The sequence below is a fragment of the Rothia sp. HMSC069C01 genome, assembly GCF_001814655.1.
GTDB classification, from domain to species: Bacteria; Actinomycetota; Actinomycetes; order Actinomycetales; family Micrococcaceae; genus Rothia; species Rothia dentocariosa.
In genome coordinates, this window is the sequence record NZ_KV817391.1 from 104,955 (window position 1) to 125,193 (window position 20,239).

A 20,239-nucleotide genomic window follows, 5' to 3' on the forward strand; every position below is an offset into this window, starting at 1 on the left:
TTCTGCATTTTTTGCACAACTGCACTATGCAGGCGACGCAGTGTGTCCTGCCTCTCCCCCACAGAAGACAAGATGCTAGGCATAATAATAGGGTGAACTTTTTTTCATCCGGATACCTCGACTTCCTACCCGATTGGCTCAGGATTATTCTGTTCTTCGCAGACCTGAGCATCCGTGTGCTGTCCCTATTCTGGCTGCCCTACAACCGCAAGCCCGTGGTCGCACTCGGCTGGCTCATGGCTATCTTCTTCATCCCGTTCATCGGGTTCCTAGCCTTCCTAATTTTCGGGTCCTCTCATCTTCCGCAATACCGGCGAGCCCGGCAGCACGCCATGAACGACCTGATCCGCGAGACCACCGGCGGCACCCCACAGCTCACCGACTCCGACGGGCTCAACGAAGCAACCCTGGTCGCCAGCCAACTCAACTACAAGCTCGGTTCGCTCCCCCTCGTCGGCGGAAACTCCTTCACCCTGCATAACGACAACCACGAAGCCATGCGCATCATGGCGCAGGAAGTCAACAAAGCCCAGCGGTACGTTCACTTCGAGTTCTACATCACCGCCTACGACGAAGCCTCCAAAGTACTCTGGGATGCCCTCTTCGCCGCCCAAAAACGTGGCGTGCGGGTGCGTGTGCTCATCGACCATATCGGCTCGCGCAAATACCCCTCATACCGGCAGCTGACAAAAATGCTCAACGAATCGGGTATCGAATGGCGCCTGATGCTGCCCATCAAACCCTGGCGACTACAATGGCAGCGCCCCGACCTGCGCAACCACCGTAAAGTCCTTGTGATCGACGGCGCAGTGGCTTTCTCAGGCTCGCAAAACGCCATCCACCGCTCCTACGACCTCAAAGAAAACGTGCGTAAAGGCCTGGAGTGGAAAGACCTCACCTTCTCATGCACCGGTCCCATCGTCGAAGAGCTCAACGCGGTATTCGTCTCCGACTGGTACTCCGAAACAAACCAGCTGATCCTCGAAGAAATTGAGGCGAAAATTCCCTACGTTCCAGGATCGATGCGCGCCCAAGTAGTTCCCTCCGGCCCCGGGTTCGAGACGGAAAACAACCTGCGCCTAATCAACTACATGATCTACAACGCAGAAAAACGCATCACCATCTGCTCACCCTACTTTGTACCCGACGAAACCCTGCTGCAGGCACTCACCAACGCAGCATTCTCGGGCATCGAAACCACCGTGATCGTCTGCGAAAAAGGCGACCAGTTCCTCCCCAATATGGCGCAGCGCTCCTACTACGAGACGCTGCTGCAATCCGGGGTACGCATTCTGCAATACCCCAGCCCCACAGTGCTGCATTCCAAGTTCATGTACGTAGATGACGAAATGGCGTTTATCGGCTCGTCAAATATGGACCCCCGCTCATTCTCGCTCAACCTCGAAGTATCAACCTTTATCGCAGACGCCGCTATGGTGGATGCGCTCGCCGACGTTGCGCGAACCTACGAAAGTATCTGCACGGAACTGCGTTACGGCCCGTGGTCCTCACGCCCGCAGCGCATTAAAGTCACCGAAAATATCTGCCGACTCTGGTCATCGCTCCTGTAAAACTCGGGCTGGAAACGCCCGTAACATGAGGAAATTCGGCACGACCGCGCTCTCGAAGCGGTACCTGCGGCTGTGGTGATGACCGCTTACAAGTGCACCTTCTGCCGCCTCTGAAAGACCAGCTGACATGGGGTTTTATACCGATTCGCCATATCCGCGAAGTTTTCCCCGCGAATGCAGAAAACGCACGATCGCCCGCACCCGTCGCGGACGCATCGCGCGTCGTCCATTTCTACCCAAAAATATAGTATATAGCCTATCGCCACAGGCGATTTCCCGTATGTATCGCCGAGGGTTTAATCTGCAGCCACTCCGGACTGGGCAGCCGCACGGCCTTCTTACACCCAGACAGAGCCGTGATAATCGACTCGCACCGGCGGTTGAACTCAACCGTATGCCGCTTATCCACGATCTGTCCCGGAAAATGGCGGTGCATCTTCGACACCGAATCGCTGCTCTCCTGCAGACCGTGCCCGGTATGGCCCGGCACATGCTTCACAATCACCCGATGCGCCCGAATAGCCGCAGTTAGCTGCTCCATCTCGGCGATAACCCGGGCATCCTGCACGCCCTCACGCACCCAATAATCGAAAGCCCAACGGCTGTGCGCCAGCCGAAGAAGAAAGGTCAGCGCGCCCAAGGAATCGGTGTTAATAATCAGGCGGCGACCGCCATGATAAAACACGTGAAACGCCGCGAGCATCGCCGAAAGCTCACCGGTCATAATATTCACGGCATCATAATGGGTGTGAAAATAAAAGCCGTCCTCGCTCACCCCGGCAATGCCCATGCGCCCACCGCGCAAATACTTCTTATTGTGGGTGGCGCGAAAGGAACAATCGGTAAACACGTTGTAGTCCACGAGCTGATTTTCGGGGACCTCTGCCAGCGTCTCGGCGATCATTTGCTCGGTCAGCTGCTCGGCACGATCCTGAAAATAACGCATGGTCTCGGCGGCATCCGTACCGGCAAGGCGCACATGCACCTCACCCAACGAATGGTTATCGTAAGGGTCAAGCACCTTCTCAAACGCCCGGTACTCCATCGCCTTCTTAAGCTGCTCACAATTACGAAAAAGAAGCTTCAAATCGTGCCGGTCGGCGGCAACCGTCACCAGGTGATGCGTATAATCCGAAGGAATAACATCCCAGGCATTAAGCACAATGCGCCCCAAAGTCTTCGGGTGCACCACATCACACGGGTCAAGAAGCGAATGCATACACGATTCAACCACCGGTTCCTGGTTGATGACGATGCGCTCACCGTTTTCACGCGAAATATAGACAAGAGCCGTGAGGGTGCTGTAACAGTACCCCTTGGTCTTACGGGTGTATTCGGCAACTGCAATCACAGCCACGCCCCGAGTTGTATAGCCCGCCGGGTATGAGGTGCTGTAGTCGGGCGCCTCCCAGGTTAGGGTGCACCGTTTAATATGAGCCGGTGAGAATCCCACGTGTGTACACCCCCTTGCCGCATAGTCTCCTTCTTTCGTGTAGTGAGGAATTGTTCCACTATCTTTTATATGCCCGCCGGTGTCTGCGCGCAAACGTTGAACAGGTTATTTTACAGTCAGCGAAGAACCTTAAAAAGGGAAGCTAAAACCGTTTCTTGGCGGGAATTATGCGTGGTGAATGAGAGGTTCTGCCCCGCTCTGGCGCGCATCTGTGCGACGGTGTAGGGTTGGAGTTATCCGGTATATCTAATTGAGTAAGGAGCGCCCCATGATTGGTGTTTATGCAGGTGTTTCGGTCAAGCCCGAGCACGTTGAAGAGTTCCTGGCATCCGCCCCCGCCCTCGTCGAGGCATCGCGCAAGGATGCGGGCAATATCAGCTACGATTTCGGCCCCGCCACCGGTGAGACCCCTGCAGGTGAACCGCGCGCCTTCGCCTTTATTGAGCGTTGGGAGTCACAGCAGGCACTCGAAGCACATATGGCGACCGAGCATTTCGGCACCGCTGTGAAAACCTGGGAGCCGCTGCTCGCCGCAGAGCTGGATGTTCGCATCTTCGAGATGTAGCGCCCGCTCTCCCTGTTCTCCTCTGCTAAAAAAAAGAGCCTTTATTTGAATAAAGAGGGTTTTTCGCCGCTTTATTCAAATAAAGGCTCTTTTTATGCTCGGTCAGTAGGCGACTAGATTCCCTCTGGGAGGATGCGCACCCCGCCCTTATCGGCAGAGGCGGCCAGCATCCCGTAAACCTTCAGCGCCTTCGAGACCTGACGTTCGCGCGGCTTAGTGGGCTTCCACGGGAGGGCGCCCTTCGCCTTGCGCCGCGCCTCCAAAACCTCGTCCGGCACATTCGCCCGCAGGATGCGGTTGTGCACGTCGATCTCGATCTCGTCGCCGGTTTCCAGCAGGCCGATAGCGCCACCGGCGGCGGCCTCCGGCGAAACGTGACCGATCGAAATGCCCGAAGTACCGCCCGAGAAACGCCCGTCGGTAATGAGTGCGCAGCTTTTGCCCAAGCCCAGGCCCTTCAGGTACGAGGTGGGGTACAGCATCTCCTGCATGCCGGGGCCGCCCTTCGGGCCCTCATACTGAATCACCACAATATCGCCGGGTTTCACGTGCTTCGACAGAATCTCAAACACGGCTTCATCCTGCGACTCAACCACAAATGCCTTACCCACGAAGTGGAAAAGTTCTTCATCAATGCCGGCGGATTTGATGATCGCACCGTTCTGGGCGATATTGCCGCGCAGAACCGCCAGACCGCCGTCTTTCGTGTAAGCATGCTCCACAGCGCGAATGCACCCGTTTTCGGCGTCCGTCTCATGCGATTCGTACTTGTTCGCGGTCGAGAACGCCTGCGTGGTGCGCACCCCGCCGGGTGCGGCAAGAAACAATTCTTGAGCCTGCTCGCTCGCGGTACCGGAACGGATATCCCATTCGGCAAGCCATTCGTCCAGCGAATCCGCATGAACAGAATGAACGTTCTTGTGCAGCAGCCCGGCACGGTTCAGCTCACCCAGCAGCGCGGGGATACCGCCCGCACGGTGCACATGCTCAATGTGATACTTCGTAGAGTTCGGTGCAACCTTCGCCAGACAGGGCACATGGCGCGAAATACGGTCGATATCGTCCAGCGTGAAGTCAGCGCCGGCCTCATGCGCAATAGCCAGGGAGTGCAGCACGGTATTGGTGGAACCGCCCATAGCCACATCCAACGCCATAGCGTTCTCGAAGGCTTCCTTGGTGGCAATAGAGCGCGGCAGAACTGACTCGTCATCCTGCTCGTAGTAGCGCTTCGCCAGACCAACAATGCGCTTACCCGCCTGTAAAAACAGCTCTTTACGCGCGATCTGGGTCGCAAGCGTGGTACCGTTGCCGGGCAACGCCAGACCAATCGCCTCGTTCAGGCAGTTCATGGAGTTTGCGGTAAACATACCCGCGCATGAACCACACGTGGGGCAGGCGTTCTTCTCAATCTGGGCGAGCGCGGTATCGCTCACGGAATCGTCCACCGCCATGACCATTGCATCCACCAGATCCAGGCGGTGCTCCACAACGCCTTCAACGCCCTCGCCGGATTCCATAGGACCGCCTGACACGAAAATTGTGGGAATATTCAGGCGCATTGCCGCCAAGAGCATGCCGGGGGTGATCTTGTCGCAGTTCGAGATACATACGAGCGCATCCGCGCGGTGAGCGTTCACCATGTATTCGACCGAGTCGGCGATGAGGTCGCGTGAGGGCAGGGAATAGAGCATGCCGTCGTGGCCCATCGCAATGCCGTCATCAACCGCAATGGTGTTGAATTCTTTCGCCACGCCGCCAGCTTCACGAATAGCGCCAGCCACCAGGTCGCCCATATTTTTCAGGTGCACGTGACCGGGCACGAACTGGGTGTAAGAGTTGGCAATCGCAATAATCGGTTTGCCGAAATCATCATCACCCATGCCGGTTGCACGCCATAGAGCGCGGGCACCCGCCATATTGCGACCGTGAGTTGAGGTGCGTGAGCGTAATTCGGGCATGTCTTTACCTTCCGTTGTGATGCATCTATAGATTCTACGCGCAGGCGTGCGCCCAATCATCGAAGGGTTACTTTGGTTTCATATGTTGGCATGCCGTGATGCTTGGTCATGAGCTGTGCCTGTGGCGCGCCGAAGGGTGAGTGTGGATGCGGCGCGCACCTTATGCCGCGGGGCGGACAAGGATGCCGGATCTGCGGCAGATTTGCCCCCTTGAGAATATATCCCCGTGCAGCGTGGAATGAGTCTATTATGCCCCCTATGCTGGTGGGGTAAGAACTCCCGCCGCGTGATTTGCGCCAGCTAGCGAACAAACGCTACGCAAACGCACGAAGACTCGTACGGCAGCCCCCTTTATCTTCTCCATTGGGTGTATCTTCTATGTCTCACTCCCCCGCACAGTTCCGCAGCGCCGTGATCTACCAGATCTACCCGAAGTCGTTCTATTCCGCGCACGGTCGGCCAACCGGCGATATTCGCGGCATTATCGAGAAGGTGCCCTATGTGGCATCGCTGGGGGTGGGCATGGTGTGGTTCAACCCGTTCTTCGCCTCGCCCCAGCACGATAACGGCTACGATATTTCCGACTACTACGCCATTAACCCCGAGCTGGGCACGATGGAGGATGTTGAGGAGATGATCGCCGCTTTCGGGGAGCACGGCATCGGGGTCATGTTCGATATGGTGCTCAACCATGTTTCGACCGAGCACGAGTGGTTTGGGCGGGCGCAGGCGGGCGAGCGCGAGTACTGGGATTATTTCTATCTTCGCCCGGGGCGGGTTCAGTCTGACGGCACGGTGGTTCCGCCCACGAACTGGGAGTCGAAATTTGGCGGTTCGGCCTGGGCGCCTTTCACCGATACGGCGGGTAAGGTTTATCGGGACGAATCGGGGGCACCGCTGTACTATCTGCACCTTTACGACGTCACACAGGCTGATCTGAACTGGTACAACCCCGCCGTGCGTGAGGAACTCTATAAGGTCGTCAATTTCTGGTATGACAAGGGTGTTCGCGGGTTCCGCTTCGACGTCATTAACGTGATCGGCAAGTCCGAGGAGCTTGAGGATGCGCCCGCCGGGGTTATCGATAAGACCCTGTATACCGACACGCCCATCGTGCATACGCGTCTGCGGGAGCTGAACCGCGCATCGTTCGGGCGGTATGGGGATACCGTAACCGTGGGTGAAATGTCTTCGACGAGCATTGAGAACTGCGTGGGCTACTCAAACCCTGAGAACCGCGAGCTCGACATGGTGTTTAGTTTTCACCATCTGAAGGTGGATTATGAGGACGGCGAGAAGTGGTCGAAGGTGCCGTTCCGCTTTGCTGAGCTGAAGGGTCTGCTCAACGATTGGGCGCTGGGCATGCAGGCAGGCGGCGGGTGGAATACGTTGTTTTGGAATAATCATGATCAGCCCCGCGCGCTCAACCGTTTTGGCGACGTTCAGCGGTACCGGGCGGAATCTGCGACTATGCTGGCGACCGTGATTCACCTGCTGCGCGGCACTCCCTATATTTATCAGGGCGAAGAGATCGGCATGATTGACCCGGTGTATTCTTCGATTGACGACTACGTGGACGTTGAGGCCCATAACGCTTTTAAGACCCTGCGTGCGCGGGGTCTCTCGGAAGGTGAGGCGTTTGAGGTTGTGCGTGCCAAGGCACGGGATAATTCGCGTGTTCCCATGCAGTGGGAGTCTGGTTCCGGTGGGGATTACGGCACTGTTGGTTTTGGTACCGCTGCCCCCTGGCTGGCGCCCGCCCCCAGTGTGGATGCGGCAACCGGTGCGGGTATTTCGGTGGCGGATGAGGAACGTGACGGCGTGATTTTGCCGTACTATCGCGAGCTGATTCGCCTGCGCGGTCAGTACCCGGTGATTTCTGAGGGCAGTTACGCGCCCTATGCGCTCGACCATGAGCGGGTCTTCGGGTACCTGCGAGAACATATCGCCGAAGGAACGCGCACGCGGTTGTTGGTGCTCAATAATTTCTTTGGGGACGAGACGGCGGTGCGTGTTCCCACCGAGTTCATGCCGGGCGAGGTTCTGGACGCAGTCGCTAGCAGTGAAGGCTCGCGAACTCCGACGGAAGCGCAGTCTGCACGGGTGCTTTTGTGTAATTACACGAATCCGCTCGGTCAGGTTAGCGGTGTTTCCGTATCCAATCCCCGCGAGGTTGAGGTTACGCTGCGTCCCTACGAGTCACTGGCTCTGATCGTGGAAGAGCCCATCGTTTCTTCTTAGCTCGCCAGATTAATTGCTCGGTTACATGGGCATTTACAGGTATGGTTACATGCGCGAGCAGGTGGTTTTTGGTCCGAGCAGGTAGGAAAATCCTACCTTTTCGGCAAAAAATGACCTGCTCGCGGTTTAAAACGCAGTTAAAGTGGGAGCATGAGTTTTGATTACATGCCCTCCGAAACCTTCCAACGTGCCGACCTCGACTCGCTTCTGAGCGTGCGGATTGATGTGGCGCAGGTGCCGGGCGGCGCATCCCAACGGCAGATTTTGGATGCAGTACGCACCTTCTTGGGCTCCCTCACTCATGACGATTCCGCCGATGGGCACGCGATTGACCCGGTTCTGGGGTTTGCGCGCCCCTACTATGCGGGCGGGTTTACGGTGGGCGTGGTGCCCGCATCCGGGCGGGGCAAGGTGGCGCTCGCCGGGATCCATGAGGGAGCACAGGCTGTTGGGTTAGGCAGGTTCAGCGTGCCATCGAACGGTGAGGTGGGCTGGCGCATCGTGACGTCGGTGGTGGTCTCTAGCGCGGGCGAGGATGTGCTGGATTCCCTAGAGGCTGGCATCGAATACCTGACGGATGCGCTCGGTGACCTGCGGGTAGGCCTCTCCCTCACGGAACTCCCGGTCGTTTAGGCTCCTCTCCCCTTTCCAGTTTCTCCGACCGTCAAACCGTCAAAAGAGCCTTGATGATGAATAAAGCGGGATTTCCAACTCTTTATTCATCGTCAAGGCTCTTTTTATGCGCCCGGAAGAATTAGTGCGTAGGCGCAGGGTCGTCCTGCGCATTGGAAAAGACGGTTCCGCCGCGGGACATGCACACTTCTTGCGCCCGGCCCGAGTCAATGTAGTCGAAAAGTAGTTTCTGATCCTCTTCAGAGTAGGCCTTAGCCCAACGGTTATTCAGGATGCGGAAGGTTAGCTGGGCTTGGAGATAGGCCAGGTTGGCGCATACGCTTGATGCCTGCACAGAGCTTATATCTCGCCCATTATTGACTATTTTGCCGCTCCCCTGCAGGACAATTCCGGTTTCATAACCGTCATCATAGACGTTATATCCCGTAATGTTCTTATATTCGATTTTCTTTTTATGCCCTTTGAAGGTACAAGTTTCAACAAAGCTTCGGGTTATCATTACATATGTATTAAAATAAATTAAAGTTACGCCAATAACTATTATTGCAACAACAAACATAATAGCAATAGAGACATATATGTTCGTGGAACTATATAAGGATGCAAAAAACATTATACCCATAGCAACTAGGCTTAGTAAAAACTGCACGAGACCAAGAGGTTTTATGCGTTGTTCCTTAAAGTTGTCTGGATAATTCTTCTGACTACTCTTCGACAGATATGCTTTAAGACCGTTTGACATTTTAGAAGGCTGAAAATCTTCCATGATAAATTTTCCTTTCTTCATTCATTTTTATTGCAAGAATTGACAGTAAGATAATCTGGTACGTCTGTAAAATTACTCCTTACTTTCCCGGTATGGACTATTATCATTCTCAGGGAAGACAAAACCGCTTTGCTCCAAACAAATCTCACGCGCTCGACCCGACGACACATACTCCTGAATCAAGTTCTGATCCTCGTCAGACTCAGGCTCAGCCCACCGCTCATTCACAATACGAAACGCAAGCTGCCCCAATACATACCCAAAATTAGCCCAATTACTATGAAGTTCTACAGACTCAGCAGAATACTTATGACCCTCTACTAGGGGACCACCCAAATATAAACCATCCTCAAAATTATTATTATGATCGTATCTCTCGTGATACCCATATTTGCGAATACGACGATATTCAATCTTTTCAACAAACCGGAGAAAAGTACGCCGCAACACATACGTACGCGTTATCTCCACATACGCATTCCGATACCACACATAAAACAACAGACCTGCTACAGGACATAACATCAAAATTCCCTGACATATACCGTCAAAACGATTAAAACGGAAATAAAAATACAGAAATAACACTAATGCCACAAGAGAAACAGCCCAAAATCCGTATGCAGCCAAAAGAAGAAAACCCATCCGATGGATATTCTTTTTACCTGTAGACTTCCCTCGATTACGTTTCGACAGAAAACTTCTGCCTAGTGCAGAAACAAGAGGACCTAAAAATGCTTTATCCACAACGAGCTACCTGTATTGGGACAAATCTACTCATCGGAAGAGTTTTCCTCAAGTGAGTCTTGATCTGGTTTTTTGGTATTCTCAGGGAACTCCATTCCATCATGCTCCAGACACACCCTGCGAGCCTGCCCAGAAGAAACGTACTCCATAACCTGCGCATGATCCTCATCAGAATCAGGCTCAGCCCACCGCTCATTCATAATACGAAACGCCAACTGCCCCAACACATAATCATAATTAGCCCACACACCATGCAATCGAACTCCAGGAGTAGGAAAACCTTCCTCATCATCTGGACCATTTAAATACAGTCCATCATCAGAATCAATCCCCCCAGTTGGCTCCTCATGATACCCGTATCCACTAATATGCCGATACTCGACCTTATTAACAAACCTAAAAAGATCTCGCCGCAATACATACGAACGCGTAATCTCCACATACGCATTCCGATACCACGCATAAAACAACAGGCCAAGCAGAATAAGAACAACCTCACCGACCGCGAATATCATAATGCCGGTAAAAGTAGTACCACCACCGTTAATAGTGCTCCCAGTAAAAAATATTGCTAAAGCAACACTAAAAATCCAAATACCCCAAGCCGTCACAATCATCAGAGGCATACGCTGAATCTCAGCATTAACTTTCTTACTCCGGTTATACCTCGACAAAAAGGTACGACCTAAAGCGGAAAGAATAGGACTCAAAAACGCATTATCCATTTAGGAATTCCTTTCTCAAATTACCCGCAATAGAATATTTAGCACTTTAATCAAGGATCAAGCGACCTATAACAGGAAGTTAAGTTATCGTTATTATCTTACTCTGGAGCACCAGCAGGTGTATTCGTATCCTGCTCGGTAGGACTACTCGTAAAGGACTTTCGGTCCTTCCAGGTCTTCGCACCATTCTTCGCAAGGTTTTTATAATCACCTTGTTTCTGGATTTCCGCTCCGGCTGCATCCCACATGAGATCCGCTCCACTCTTATCTTTAACTTTGGCACGATTGAGGGCTTCAGGATTATCTCCTGGATGCTGAGCCATATAATCGTTCCTATCCATCTGCAAAATCCTGTTCTTCGGCAGAGCTTCGACCGAACTCATCCCAACGTTAATGGGCATTTCTGCAATCTGGGAGGTTGTATTCTTGACCCCAGAAGCCGCTAGTCGCTGTATACGACCACCATCTGGTAGATGCCTGATGCCCGGAAGCTTCGTGTAATTCACCTTGTTTGTCACATAGTTGGGGGCCATTTTAAATCCAGCACTGGCTCCCTTCATTATGCCGCCGGTCGTTGCACTTAACATCATGCCCCGAACGCTCCAATCATCCCCGGCATTTTTGCTGTAGTCATAGGCTCCCTCAATAGCGCCAGACGTCATATTGCCAATAACTTCTCCACCCGTCTTACCCATAAAAGTAGTGTGTTTATCAATAAACTCATCCTTAAGTATCTTCGGATCTTTTGCTTTGATACCCGCCCAATCTCCGGCAGGAGTAAAGAAAATCCGATGGTGTTTAGCGTTAGATACCACCCAGTAGAACGGCGCCGAGGAACCAGCGGTACCAGTCTTCGCTTGGGAATACGCCTCATCACGAAGCTGTGCAAAACGCTCGTACTGATCCGCCCCAATCGTAGCCTTCTGCAGCCACCAGGGTTCGTGGGTGCATCGCGCATACCCCTCACCTTCGCGGGCGAAGAAGAGGATACGACCATCGTGGGTGTGCCAGCGGGCTTCCTGAGCGATAAATTCCATGTGCTGGTCTAATGTGGATGCCCACCCGGGACCAAAGACACCCGATGGTATTTCATCAGGATGCGTAACCGCCAAGCTGTTGTACATCCGTTCCAGGCGCAAAGTACCCGAACCAGTGCCGGGGAAGGAAAGGTCGAGCTCTTCCTCAATAAAGTTACCCGTGGCGGCGTTCACAGGGTCATTCACGAACCCCGAGGTGAGATCAGCTCCAGCTACCGTAGCAAGTGGAATATCAAGTTCTTTGCGTTCTTGCGCTTTAACGCCTGCTTTCGCAAGAATTTCTTCAATCAGGAAGCTATCGTAGGTCGCCACCATATTGCTAGAGGCACCCGCCTGACGGAAAGCCTCAGCGATCACGTGTACGAAGGATGCATCCTCCATGTTTTTGCCAGCCCAGTCACCCGTTGCTTTGAGCAGACCCATAATATCGAACTGACCCCAGGAGGTATTTTCCATAAACCCCTGGTATTCCTTTTGGATGCTTTCAAGTTTCTTCCCCAAGTCCTCACTCAGGGTGCGCGCTTGATTGAAGTAGACATCAAGATTATCGGGGATGGCGGAAGTCTTTGAGACACCCGGACCGCCCACCTTAATATTTTTCCTGGCCGGATCCAGCGTATCCATCACCATGTCAGAGACGTTTTCCAGGAAAGAGCCGCCTTTGCCTTCTCCCCCTTGGGAAGAGCTCTCGGTCGCTGGCGGCGGCGTACGAAGACTCGGTCCGGTTGAATGAGTTTCTGGCTTTTTCTTACCTGACCACGAATCACCAAACTGTTGGAAAAAGTCACGCTTATCCCAATCACGAGCCTTCTGACGGTTCTCTTGCTCTAGGCGGGCAAGCTCCTTATATTTCTGAAGCTCGTTGGCGGCGTCGGAGAGCGCATCGCCCAGTCGTTTTCCATCGCGAAGAGCAGTTTCCGTGTTGTGCGCGAAAAGATCCGCGTATGGTCCAGCAAATTCGGTCATCGCCTGATCGCGAGCGCCTGAACGCTGGGTGGAGTCCGTGGTGTGCAAATATTCGGAGGCTTCACGCAGCTGACGCATCAGCTGGTCTGCTCTGCCGTTATCGAAGTGCACGTCTTCTTGTGAGGCTTTATATTCTTCAGACATCAGGAACTCCCCCGGAAGTGTGTAGTTTCAGATGGTGTGATGCTCACGAGCGCGCTCTGCCCGCGCCGAAGCAGATGGGCATAATGCGCCACGCCTCTTTAACTGAGGCTTGATCAGGCATGACATCTTCCGTATTAAGCAGCGATCACTGGTGTATTCGCGCTCTAATTCCTTGAACGCATTCACATTTCATGGACTACGGAAGTTTCACTCAAGGCTATCTACTTTAACGTTGAAGGTCAAGGATATTTGGGAGCATTCTTGAACGTGTTTCATCGTGCGTATACAGTTGTGGTGCCCTCTAGTACACCACCTGCACAAAGAGCTTTGATCGTGAATAAAGCGGGATTACCAACGCTTTATTCACGATCAAAGCTCTTTGCATTCCAAGTAATGGATGCCCCAACCGGATATTCTCTGAGCACCAGAACCTAGCGGTATCCAGCGCAGAAAGGAAGAAAGGCTACAACAACCCCTTATCTTTGAGCCAATTTGCCGCTGCCGTGGATGGGTCCAGTTTCTTATCGCCGGATACCTCGTCATTGAGCGAGCGTAAATCGTCGGTCGTCAGCACCGCGCTGATGCGGTTCAGTACCGCCTGCGCATCCTCGGGTACCCGTTTGGTGTTGATAATGGGGAGTACCTGCTGCGCCGGAATCATGTTTTTCGGGTCTTCGAGCATCACAAAATTGTTCTGCGTAATTGCCGGGGTGGTCGAGTACAAATCTACAACCTGCACGGTGTTATCCTGCAGGGCTTTGACGGTGAGTGCCCCTCCCCCGTCCGCAAGCGAGACGAATTCCGCCGGAACGCACCCGTACTTATCTTTGAGCCCCGGAATTCCGTAGGCGCGTTCGGCAAATTCGGGAGCGGCACCAATCTTCAGTTCGGTACAGACCTTCGCCATATCATCCAGGGTGTGCAGATTGTATTTTTGGGCGGTCTGCTGGGTGACGACTAAGGTATCTTTATTTTCCGCCTGCGAGGCGTCCAGAGCCTTGAGGTTTTTATCCAGCACCCCACCGAGCGCCTGCAGAATCTCTTGTTTGGTCTGCGCTGTGGAATTCTCGTCAAGATACAACAGCAGGTTGCCCGAGTATTCGGGAACCACGTCGATAGCCCCGGAGGTAAGCGCCCCCAGGTAGGCTTCACGCGCGCCAATCCCCAGCTGGGTGCTCGATTTAAACCCATTTTTATTTAGTGCTTGGGAGTATACTTCGGCGAGAATCTGCGACTCTGCGAACGCTGCTGACCCCACAATAATGCCGTCGTGTTCACCGCCGAAAACGTTTTCGCCGCTCAGCCCGCAGGCACTCAGCGCTCCTAACATCCCAAGGGCGCCAACAACACCCAATGCCCGCCGCCTGGTAACGCCGCGTGCCATTCCAGTCTCCGCCGTTCCTTGGCTTTTCGCGCTCTTTCCGGATAGAGAAGAACGATCGTTCGTGTTTCGGCGATGCGCCAGGCTCATGCGTGCGCCCCTTCCGTGTGCGAGTTTGCCGCATCCAGTGCGCTCTCGTGTTTCTGTTGCCTATGACGTTTGGATGCGCCTCCGCGCCCGCTTCCACCCCGCAAGGGCACGGGGGTCACGGCCCGCTGTGCTAGGGCCATGAGCGCATCCACCACAAAGGCGAGTACCGCTACCAGCAAGGTTGCCACGAGCATACGCGGATAGTCCCGCACCGCGAGCCCATCAAAAAGGTACCGGCCCAGGTTATTCCCATTAATGTAGGCGGCAATAGTCGCGGTCGCGATCACCTGCAGTACCGCGCTGCGCAGACCGCCCATAAACACCGGAAGACCCAGAGGAATCTCAACCCGGCGAAGAATCTGCCCTTCGGTCATGCCTTGGGCGCGTGCCGCATCCACCACATCCGGATCAATCCCGGTCACGGCTTCGAGGGTGTGCGCCAGCAGGGGCGCCACCGCGATAATCACGAGCACTGCGAGCGGTGGAATCGCGTTAACACCAAACCAGAGAGCAAGCAGGGTCAGTAAACCTAGGGCGGGCAGAGCGCGCAAAGCGGCGGTAAACCCCAGCAGAGCGTGCCCGCCGCGGCGTGTATGCCCAGCCCACAGCCCCAAAGGCACGGCAATCACCAGGGCAATCGCAACCGCAAACATGGTGATGCCCAGATGCTCGACGGTGCGCGCAAAAATGCCCTGAGGCCCTTGCCAGTTGGTGCCATCACCCAGAAAAGCGAAGGTACGTTCTATAACATTCATGCGGTCCTCCAGGCGGTCAGGCGCCGTGCCGTGAGGGCAAGAAGCGCATCGGCGAGGTAGGCGAGGACGGCGCTGAGCACCACGCCCGTGATAAGTTCGGCAGGGATACTACGCGCCAATCCGTCGGTAAAAAGCGTGCCGAGCGAAGAAACACCAATAACCGCACCCACGGATACCATCGCAATATTTGCCACCGTCGCCACGCGGATACCGGCAAAAAGCACGGGTAAAGCGAGTGGTAATTCCACCGTGAAAAACGCACGAGCCGGGGTGTATCCCAGGGCGCGCGATGACTCCACCACATGCTCGGGAACCGCATTAAAAGCATCTACCCCGGAACGCACCATCAGCGCCATCGTGTAGATCGTAAGCGCCACAAGCACGTTCACCGGCGAAATAATGCTGGTCCCCAGAATCAGCGGCATGAGCACGAAGAACGCGATCGACGGGATTGTATAGAGCAACCCGAAGCCGTGCACCAGGGCGTGCGCACCACTCCGGTAGGTTTTCGCGCCGTCTTCCCGCGCGCGGCGTCGGCTCGCATACCGCGCCACCGGAATCGACAGAGCGGTTCCCACAAGTACCGGAATAATGCCCTGATACAGGTGATTGAGGGTCAAATCAAGGACGCGCTGGATGTTATTTCCCAACCAGTCCCAGTGCATCGAATCTGCCAACAACAGGTTCATACTATCCCCACCCAGAGGTTGATGCGGCGCCCTCGCCCGATACTGCGGCTTCGCGTGTGCGGCGGTAGCGTTCGCGGCGAATATACCGCACCTGGCGCATCACATCGGCAGGCAGCAAGGCACCCACGGACTGGCTAACGAAAGATTCCACAAAATCATTAGCGGGATTCGTCAGAATCTCTTCGGGAGCGCCGTACTGGGCGAGCTTGCCACCGGGGGCGAAGACCGCAATATTATCGCCGAGGAATAGAGCCTCATCAATATCGTGGGTTACGAAAACAATGGTCTTATGCAGCTCGCCCTGCAGGCGCAAAAGTTCTTCCTGCAGTTCGGTGCGCACGATCGGATCGACCGCAGAAAATGGCTCGTCCATGAGCAAAATAGAGGCATCCGCTGCGAGCGCCCGCGCGACTCCCACGCGCTGTGCCTGCCCGCCGGAAAGCTGAGCCGGGTAGCGCTGCGCTAGGGAGGCATCCAAGCCCACGGTACCCAGAAGGTCAAGAGCACGTTCTTTCGCTTGCGGTTTGGGGGTGCCGTTCAACAGGGGCACGGTCATAACGTTTTCAAGCACGGTACGATGCGGCAGCAGCCCGCCGCTTTGCATGACGTACCCGATGGATCGACGCAGCTTGTAGGGGTCTTGGTCTGCGATATTTTGACCTCCAATAGTGATCGTGCCTTCCTGTGGCTCGACCATGCGGTTGATCATGCGCAGGGTGGTGGTTTTACCGCAACCTGAGGAACCGACGAAAACGGTGGTTTCACCGGCGGGGATGCTCAGAGTCAGGTTATTGACCACGGTGTTAGCGCCGTAGCGTTTGGTGACCTGGGAGAATTCGATTCCCGCAGTGCGTGTTGCCTGCGCGGAGTTCGACGGTATGGTGTCTTGGGGAGTGGATGCTGGCATTCGATCTCTTCCGTATGCGCCGGTTTTTGCCGCCGTGTGTACAGACGTTGTGCAAATAACACAACGTCTCAACCCTAACGGAAATTCCAGGAAATTGAAACGAACCGGCGTGTTTACCAGCCTATTTGGCGCAGTCCTCTTCTCTTTCGGCGCAAAAGGAGCCTTTAGGCTGAATCGTATTTTCGCCGTTTCACTCAGATAAAGAGCATTGTGGGCATAGAAGGAAAAGGTGCGAGTCCATATATGAGGGCAGTCGTCAGCATGTAGGGCGCACGGACTGGGAACACCAGTGTGGTTAAAGAAAAAATCCGCCCCCACTGTAGAAGCCTGGAGGGCGGATTGTGGCTCCGACCGGCGTCGATCCGGTGACCTTACGATTTTCAGTCGCACGCTCTACCAACTGAGCTACAGAGCCTTGCGCATCAAAGCAGATACGCAACGACCGCGTCTTCGTGATGAATTTCTTCACCTGAATCACGCGGCCAGAGCGACCCCGACGGGACTTGAACCCGCGACCTCCGCCGTGACAGGGCGGCGCGCTAACCAACTGCGCTACGGGGCCTTGTTGGATTCGGCAGGGGTATAATCTGCTTCTTCAACATGGCTTTGCAAATCTGAGGATTTGCAAGTACCCCCAACGGGATTTGAACCCGTGCTACCGCCGTGAAAGGGCGGCGTCCTAGGCCGCTAGACGATGGGGGCCCAGTCGATGCGAACGGGTTCTTTTCATCCCGTCGTTCGAACCTCAACTAGTCTATGACAGATTTTTAAGCCGTGCAAGCCGGATTCTTCAAAAACTTCTTCATACCCGCCGCACTCCCCCTTCTAAGATACCCTGCTCACCTACATAGTTACTAGTCAGAAGGTATTTTATAGTCACCAGAAATTTCTCAAAATTTTTCTGAATAACCCCCGCAAACAGCACGAAATGACCGGGTAAGCGCCGCGCATCCCCTACACAGGTTCAGCAAAAAGGCGTAGAATATGCCGCGCGCACGCGCACACTATGATTTTGATACAAGAAATCCCCGCCGGTTTCGGGCTGTGCCGAAGACCCGGCGGGGATTTTCTTCATCGCGGCTCATGTACCGCAGAAAATCGCTGCGTACAGTTATTACTCGCCGCGTGAAATACGAATCATATCATCACGGTCAACAACCTTCACACGCTCACGTGGCTCGCCCTTCGCATCCTGTGATGCTGCACCGAGCGCCTTTTCGTGATCGTCCAGACGGTGCCAGCCTTCCCATGTGGTATAGCGAATGCCCTTAGAATCCAGGTAATCGCTGAAGGTGTCAGCATCCGGTTCGGGAGCGGTGTACAGGTTCTCGCGGTCCTCCAACAGGTGGGTGATGGTTTCAAGTGCATCGCCCTTTGTGGAGCCAATCAGGCCCACCGGTCCGCGCTTAATCCACCCGGTAGCGTACAGACCGGGCACGTGCTCGCCGTTTTCATCGACCACACGGCCCTCAACGTTAGTAATCACGCCCTTATCAGCGTCATAGCCAACCTCGGGTAGCTCAGATCCGAAGTAGCCGATCGCGCGGTACACGGCCTGCACGGGGTAGTCCACGAATTCGCCGGTGCCCTCAATACCACCCTTACCGTCAAGCTTATTGCGTTCCATGCGGATGCCCACAACCTTGCCGTCCTCGCCCAGAATCTCGTGCGGGGACTGCAGGAAGTGCAGATGCAGACGGCGCGATGCGGTCTGCTCGCCCTCCTCCTGGTCGGTAAGCCAGGTGGTGAGGGTCTTCATCATGGTCTTAACCTGGTTATTCGTCTGAATAGCCTCATCCGAAGTCTCGTCGAACTCGAAGTCCTCTTCGTAGAGCACAATATCGACATCGCGGGAATGAGAGAGCTCGCGCAGCTCCAGGGGGGTGAACTTGATCTGCGCGGGGCCGCGGCGGCCAAAGACGTGCACATCGGTCACGGGCGAAGATTTCAGCCCCTCGTACACGTTCTCGGGAATTTCGGTGACGAGCAGATCATCGGCATGCTTGGAGAGCACACGCGCAATATCCAGCGCCACGTTACCGTTACCAAGCACCGCGATTTCCTTCGCATTCAGCGGCCAGGTGCGCGGGTAATCGGGGTGACCGTCATACCACGAGACGAAATCGGCGGCACCATAGGAACCGTCCAGGTCGATACCCTCAATAGGCAGGGGCGCATCGTAAATAGCACCGGTCGCAAAGATAATGGCATCATAATGCTCGCGCAGATCGGCAAGGTTCAAATCCTTACCGTATTCGACATTGCCGAAGAATCGAATATCACCGCGGTCAAGTACCTTGTGCAGGGCGGTGATAATGCCCTTGATGCGCGGGTGATCGGGCGCCACACCGTAGCGAATGAGCCCAAAGGGCGCGGGGTAACGATCAAAAATGTCGATAGAAACCTCAACGGCTCCAGAGCGTACTTCCTCAGATTTGGTGAGCAGATCGGCGGCATAGATACCCGCAGGACCCGCACCGATAACGGCAACGCGCAACGGGCGTGCAGCTTCAGACACGTATTTTTCCTTTCAAAGTTCACCCACAGGGCGAGCTTAGCCTTAACATCCTTGCTTATTTTAGCGGTCATGCCTGAGCAAACGCAGGAAACATGAGCTGAACCACTCAAAAGACACATTTTTCATGTTTTTATCCCAAGGATTTTGAAGGCTCCATCATTAATATTCCTGTCACGACTTCGGAATATGTGTGCGAGCATAAAATTCGTCGCCTGCGTTACGAGAACACACTAAAAGTTCAGGATGCTCATAGCGAGCGCCTAAGGGTGCATCGCCCCCAGGCGATGCGGGAACCCTTGTCAAGCGAAGCATGAGCATCCTGAACTTTATAACGGTCATCAGCTAAGCCGCAGCGACTTTACGACTCTCGACGGGGTATTCCGCATCCTGTTCGCCGGTGAGGCGGTTGCAGCGCAACCCGAAAGTCTATAGAAAACCACATAAAGCCACAAAAACCCTAATAGTTATTTTCTCCTGACCTGTATATTTGTAGGGTAAAGTTTCTTAAAATATTTTTCCGTCATAAAACGCAATAAAACCCACCGATACAGTCTCGGTGAGTTTTATTAGCCCGCGAGCAGGTGGCTTTTGGAACGAACAGGTAGGAAAATCCTACCTTTTCGGCGAAATCCTACCTGCTCGCAGAATGAATACAGGGGTTAGACCGCGTGGAATTCCACGACTAGTTCTTCGCGCTCGCCAAAACGCACAAGGTGACGCTCCAGCACGCCTGCAAGGCTCTGTGCTTTCTCGTCGTCTTCGGCACGAACCTCCATGATGAGCGCATGGTTCGCATCATCGGCCACCAGATCGCCATACCCACGAAAGATACCGTCGCGATTAAAGATTAAGCGCAATCCACCAGGAATTTCCTCGGTACTAATTTTGCGACCCATATGTGAGCCAAGCTGTTTAATATAACGTGCCGGGCGGTCGGTACTGACCGTGGAACGCTGACGAACGGGCAGAGATTCTGCGGCTGGATACTCACTCATAACAACCTTCTTCATGCTTCAGGATGCGCGCCCAGCGCCAATTCCCAGGCGGCACATATCATCCTTAGGTAATCCTTATCTTAGCAGTGTTGTGAGCG

16 protein-coding genes and 3 tRNA genes are annotated in these 20,239 nt (G+C 54.4%); 4 read left to right on the forward strand and 15 right to left on the reverse strand.

Annotation, left to right across the window (positions count from 1 at the left end; all coding sequences use genetic code 11):
* Window positions 1-92 precede the first annotated feature (92 nt).
* A complete protein-coding gene (gene cls / locus HMPREF2981_RS05080) occupies window positions 93-1,571 on the forward strand; it encodes a cardiolipin synthase (protein WP_070661322.1) in 1,479 nt (492 codons plus the stop codon).
* Between the two features lie 256 nt (window positions 1,572-1,827).
* Here the strand turns inward: cls and HMPREF2981_RS05085 are convergent, their stop codons facing one another.
* Window positions 1,828-3,024: an RNase H family protein gene (locus HMPREF2981_RS05085; protein ID WP_048780228.1), complete on the reverse strand. Its 1,197-nt coding sequence runs from the start codon at window positions 3,022-3,024 to the stop codon at window positions 1,828-1,830.
* Window positions 3,025-3,292: 268 nt separating this feature from the next.
* Between HMPREF2981_RS05085 and HMPREF2981_RS05090 the strand changes: the two genes are divergently transcribed.
* The gene (locus HMPREF2981_RS05090) at window positions 3,293-3,589 is read left to right on the forward strand and encodes a putative quinol monooxygenase (RefSeq protein WP_048780226.1); all 297 of its coding nucleotides are present in this window, start codon (window positions 3,293-3,295) and stop codon (window positions 3,587-3,589) included.
* A 113-nt stretch (window positions 3,590-3,702) separates the two neighbouring features.
* On the opposite strand, the gene ilvD is transcribed toward HMPREF2981_RS05090, so the two are convergent.
* On the reverse strand, window positions 3,703-5,547 hold the full coding sequence (gene ilvD, locus HMPREF2981_RS05095; protein WP_070661323.1) for a dihydroxy-acid dehydratase: 1,845 nt from the start codon (window positions 5,545-5,547) through the stop codon (window positions 3,703-3,705).
* 378 nt (window positions 5,548-5,925) lie between these two features.
* On the opposite strand from ilvD, the gene HMPREF2981_RS05100 reads away from it, so the two are divergent.
* Window positions 5,926-7,788 (forward strand): alpha,alpha-phosphotrehalase, encoded by a 1,863-nt coding sequence (locus HMPREF2981_RS05100; protein WP_070661326.1) that lies wholly within the window; start codon window positions 5,926-5,928, stop codon window positions 7,786-7,788.
* A 150-nt stretch (window positions 7,789-7,938) separates the two neighbouring features.
* On the forward strand, window positions 7,939-8,421 hold the full coding sequence (locus tag HMPREF2981_RS05105) for a hypothetical protein (RefSeq protein WP_070661329.1): 483 nt from the start codon (window positions 7,939-7,941) through the stop codon (window positions 8,419-8,421).
* Window positions 8,422-8,542: 121 nt separating this feature from the next.
* Here the strand turns inward: HMPREF2981_RS05105 and HMPREF2981_RS05110 are convergent, their stop codons facing one another.
* The 13 genes from HMPREF2981_RS05110 to HMPREF2981_RS05170 form a co-directional block, all read right to left on the reverse strand.
* On the reverse strand, window positions 8,543-9,187 hold the full coding sequence (locus HMPREF2981_RS05110; protein ID WP_070661332.1) for a hypothetical protein: 645 nt from the start codon (window positions 9,185-9,187) through the stop codon (window positions 8,543-8,545).
* Between the two features lie 72 nt (window positions 9,188-9,259).
* Window positions 9,260-9,934, reverse strand: a complete 675-nt coding sequence (locus HMPREF2981_RS05115) for a hypothetical protein (protein ID WP_141756667.1) — start codon at window positions 9,932-9,934, stop codon at window positions 9,260-9,262.
* A gap of 26 nt (window positions 9,935-9,960) precedes the next feature.
* Window positions 9,961-10,659: a hypothetical protein gene (locus tag HMPREF2981_RS05120; RefSeq protein ID WP_070661337.1), complete on the reverse strand. Its 699-nt coding sequence runs from the start codon at window positions 10,657-10,659 to the stop codon at window positions 9,961-9,963.
* Window positions 10,660-10,757: 98 nt separating this feature from the next.
* A complete protein-coding gene (locus HMPREF2981_RS05125) occupies window positions 10,758-12,806 on the reverse strand; it encodes a DUF6531 domain-containing protein (RefSeq protein WP_070661340.1) in 2,049 nt (682 codons plus the stop codon).
* A gap of 463 nt (window positions 12,807-13,269) precedes the next feature.
* Window positions 13,270-14,190, reverse strand: coding sequence for an ABC transporter substrate-binding protein (locus HMPREF2981_RS05130; protein WP_179918997.1), 921 nt, complete (start codon window positions 14,188-14,190; stop codon window positions 13,270-13,272).
* A gap of 83 nt (window positions 14,191-14,273) precedes the next feature.
* Window positions 14,274-15,032, reverse strand: a complete 759-nt coding sequence (locus tag HMPREF2981_RS05135) for an ABC transporter permease (protein WP_070661343.1) — start codon at window positions 15,030-15,032, stop codon at window positions 14,274-14,276.
* The gene (locus HMPREF2981_RS05140; RefSeq protein ID WP_006888470.1) at window positions 15,029-15,721 is read right to left on the reverse strand and encodes an ABC transporter permease; all 693 of its coding nucleotides are present in this window, start codon (window positions 15,719-15,721) and stop codon (window positions 15,029-15,031) included. The genes HMPREF2981_RS05135 and HMPREF2981_RS05140 overlap by 4 nt, the downstream gene beginning before the upstream one ends.
* Window position 15,722: 1 nt before the next feature.
* Complete coding sequence (locus HMPREF2981_RS05145; RefSeq protein WP_070661346.1) at window positions 15,723-16,628, reverse strand: ABC transporter ATP-binding protein; 906 nt, start codon at window positions 16,626-16,628, stop codon at window positions 15,723-15,725.
* A gap of 342 nt (window positions 16,629-16,970) precedes the next feature.
* A tRNA-Phe gene (locus tag HMPREF2981_RS05150) sits at window positions 16,971-17,043 on the reverse strand.
* Between the two features lie 73 nt (window positions 17,044-17,116).
* Window positions 17,117-17,190 (reverse strand) — tRNA-Asp (locus tag HMPREF2981_RS05155).
* A gap of 67 nt (window positions 17,191-17,257) precedes the next feature.
* Window positions 17,258-17,330: transfer RNA gene (locus HMPREF2981_RS05160), tRNA-Glu, on the reverse strand.
* A 412-nt stretch (window positions 17,331-17,742) separates the two neighbouring features.
* Window positions 17,743-19,146, reverse strand: coding sequence for an FAD-dependent oxidoreductase (locus HMPREF2981_RS05165; RefSeq protein ID WP_070661349.1), 1,404 nt, complete (start codon window positions 19,144-19,146; stop codon window positions 17,743-17,745).
* 659 nt (window positions 19,147-19,805) lie between these two features.
* Window positions 19,806-20,141, reverse strand: a complete 336-nt coding sequence (locus HMPREF2981_RS05170; RefSeq protein ID WP_048780084.1) for a DUF2218 domain-containing protein — start codon at window positions 20,139-20,141, stop codon at window positions 19,806-19,808.
* Window positions 20,142-20,239 lie beyond the last annotated feature (98 nt).

Excerpts from the sequence above, each read along its gene's own strand:
- HMPREF2981_RS05090 (WP_048780226.1), top strand. The coding sequence starts at position 3,293 with ATGATTGGTGTTTATGCAGGTGTTTCGGTCAAGCCCGAGCACGTTGAA.
- ilvD (WP_070661323.1), bottom strand. The coding sequence starts at position 5,547 with ATGCCCGAATTACGCTCACGCACCTCAACTCACGGTCGCAATATGGCG.
- HMPREF2981_RS05100 (WP_070661326.1), top strand. The coding sequence starts at position 5,926 with ATGTCTCACTCCCCCGCACAGTTCCGCAGCGCCGTGATCTACCAGATC.
- HMPREF2981_RS05105 (WP_070661329.1), top strand. The coding sequence starts at position 7,939 with ATGAGTTTTGATTACATGCCCTCCGAAACCTTCCAACGTGCCGACCTC.
- HMPREF2981_RS05110 (WP_070661332.1), bottom strand. The coding sequence starts at position 9,187 with ATGGAAGATTTTCAGCCTTCTAAAATGTCAAACGGTCTTAAAGCATAT.
- HMPREF2981_RS05120 (WP_070661337.1), bottom strand. The coding sequence starts at position 10,659 with ATGGATAATGCGTTTTTGAGTCCTATTCTTTCCGCTTTAGGTCGTACC.
- HMPREF2981_RS05125 (WP_070661340.1), bottom strand. The coding sequence starts at position 12,806 with ATGTCTGAAGAATATAAAGCCTCACAAGAAGACGTGCACTTCGATAAC.
- HMPREF2981_RS05130 (WP_179918997.1), bottom strand. The coding sequence starts at position 14,190 with ATGGCACGCGGCGTTACCAGGCGGCGGGCATTGGGTGTTGTTGGCGCC.
- HMPREF2981_RS05135 (WP_070661343.1), bottom strand. The coding sequence starts at position 15,032 with ATGAATGTTATAGAACGTACCTTCGCTTTTCTGGGTGATGGCACCAAC.
- HMPREF2981_RS05140 (WP_006888470.1), bottom strand. The coding sequence starts at position 15,721 with ATGAACCTGTTGTTGGCAGATTCGATGCACTGGGACTGGTTGGGAAAT.
- HMPREF2981_RS05145 (WP_070661346.1), bottom strand. The coding sequence starts at position 16,628 with ATGCCAGCATCCACTCCCCAAGACACCATACCGTCGAACTCCGCGCAG.
- HMPREF2981_RS05170 (WP_048780084.1), bottom strand. The coding sequence starts at position 20,141 with ATGAGTGAGTATCCAGCCGCAGAATCTCTGCCCGTTCGTCAGCGTTCC.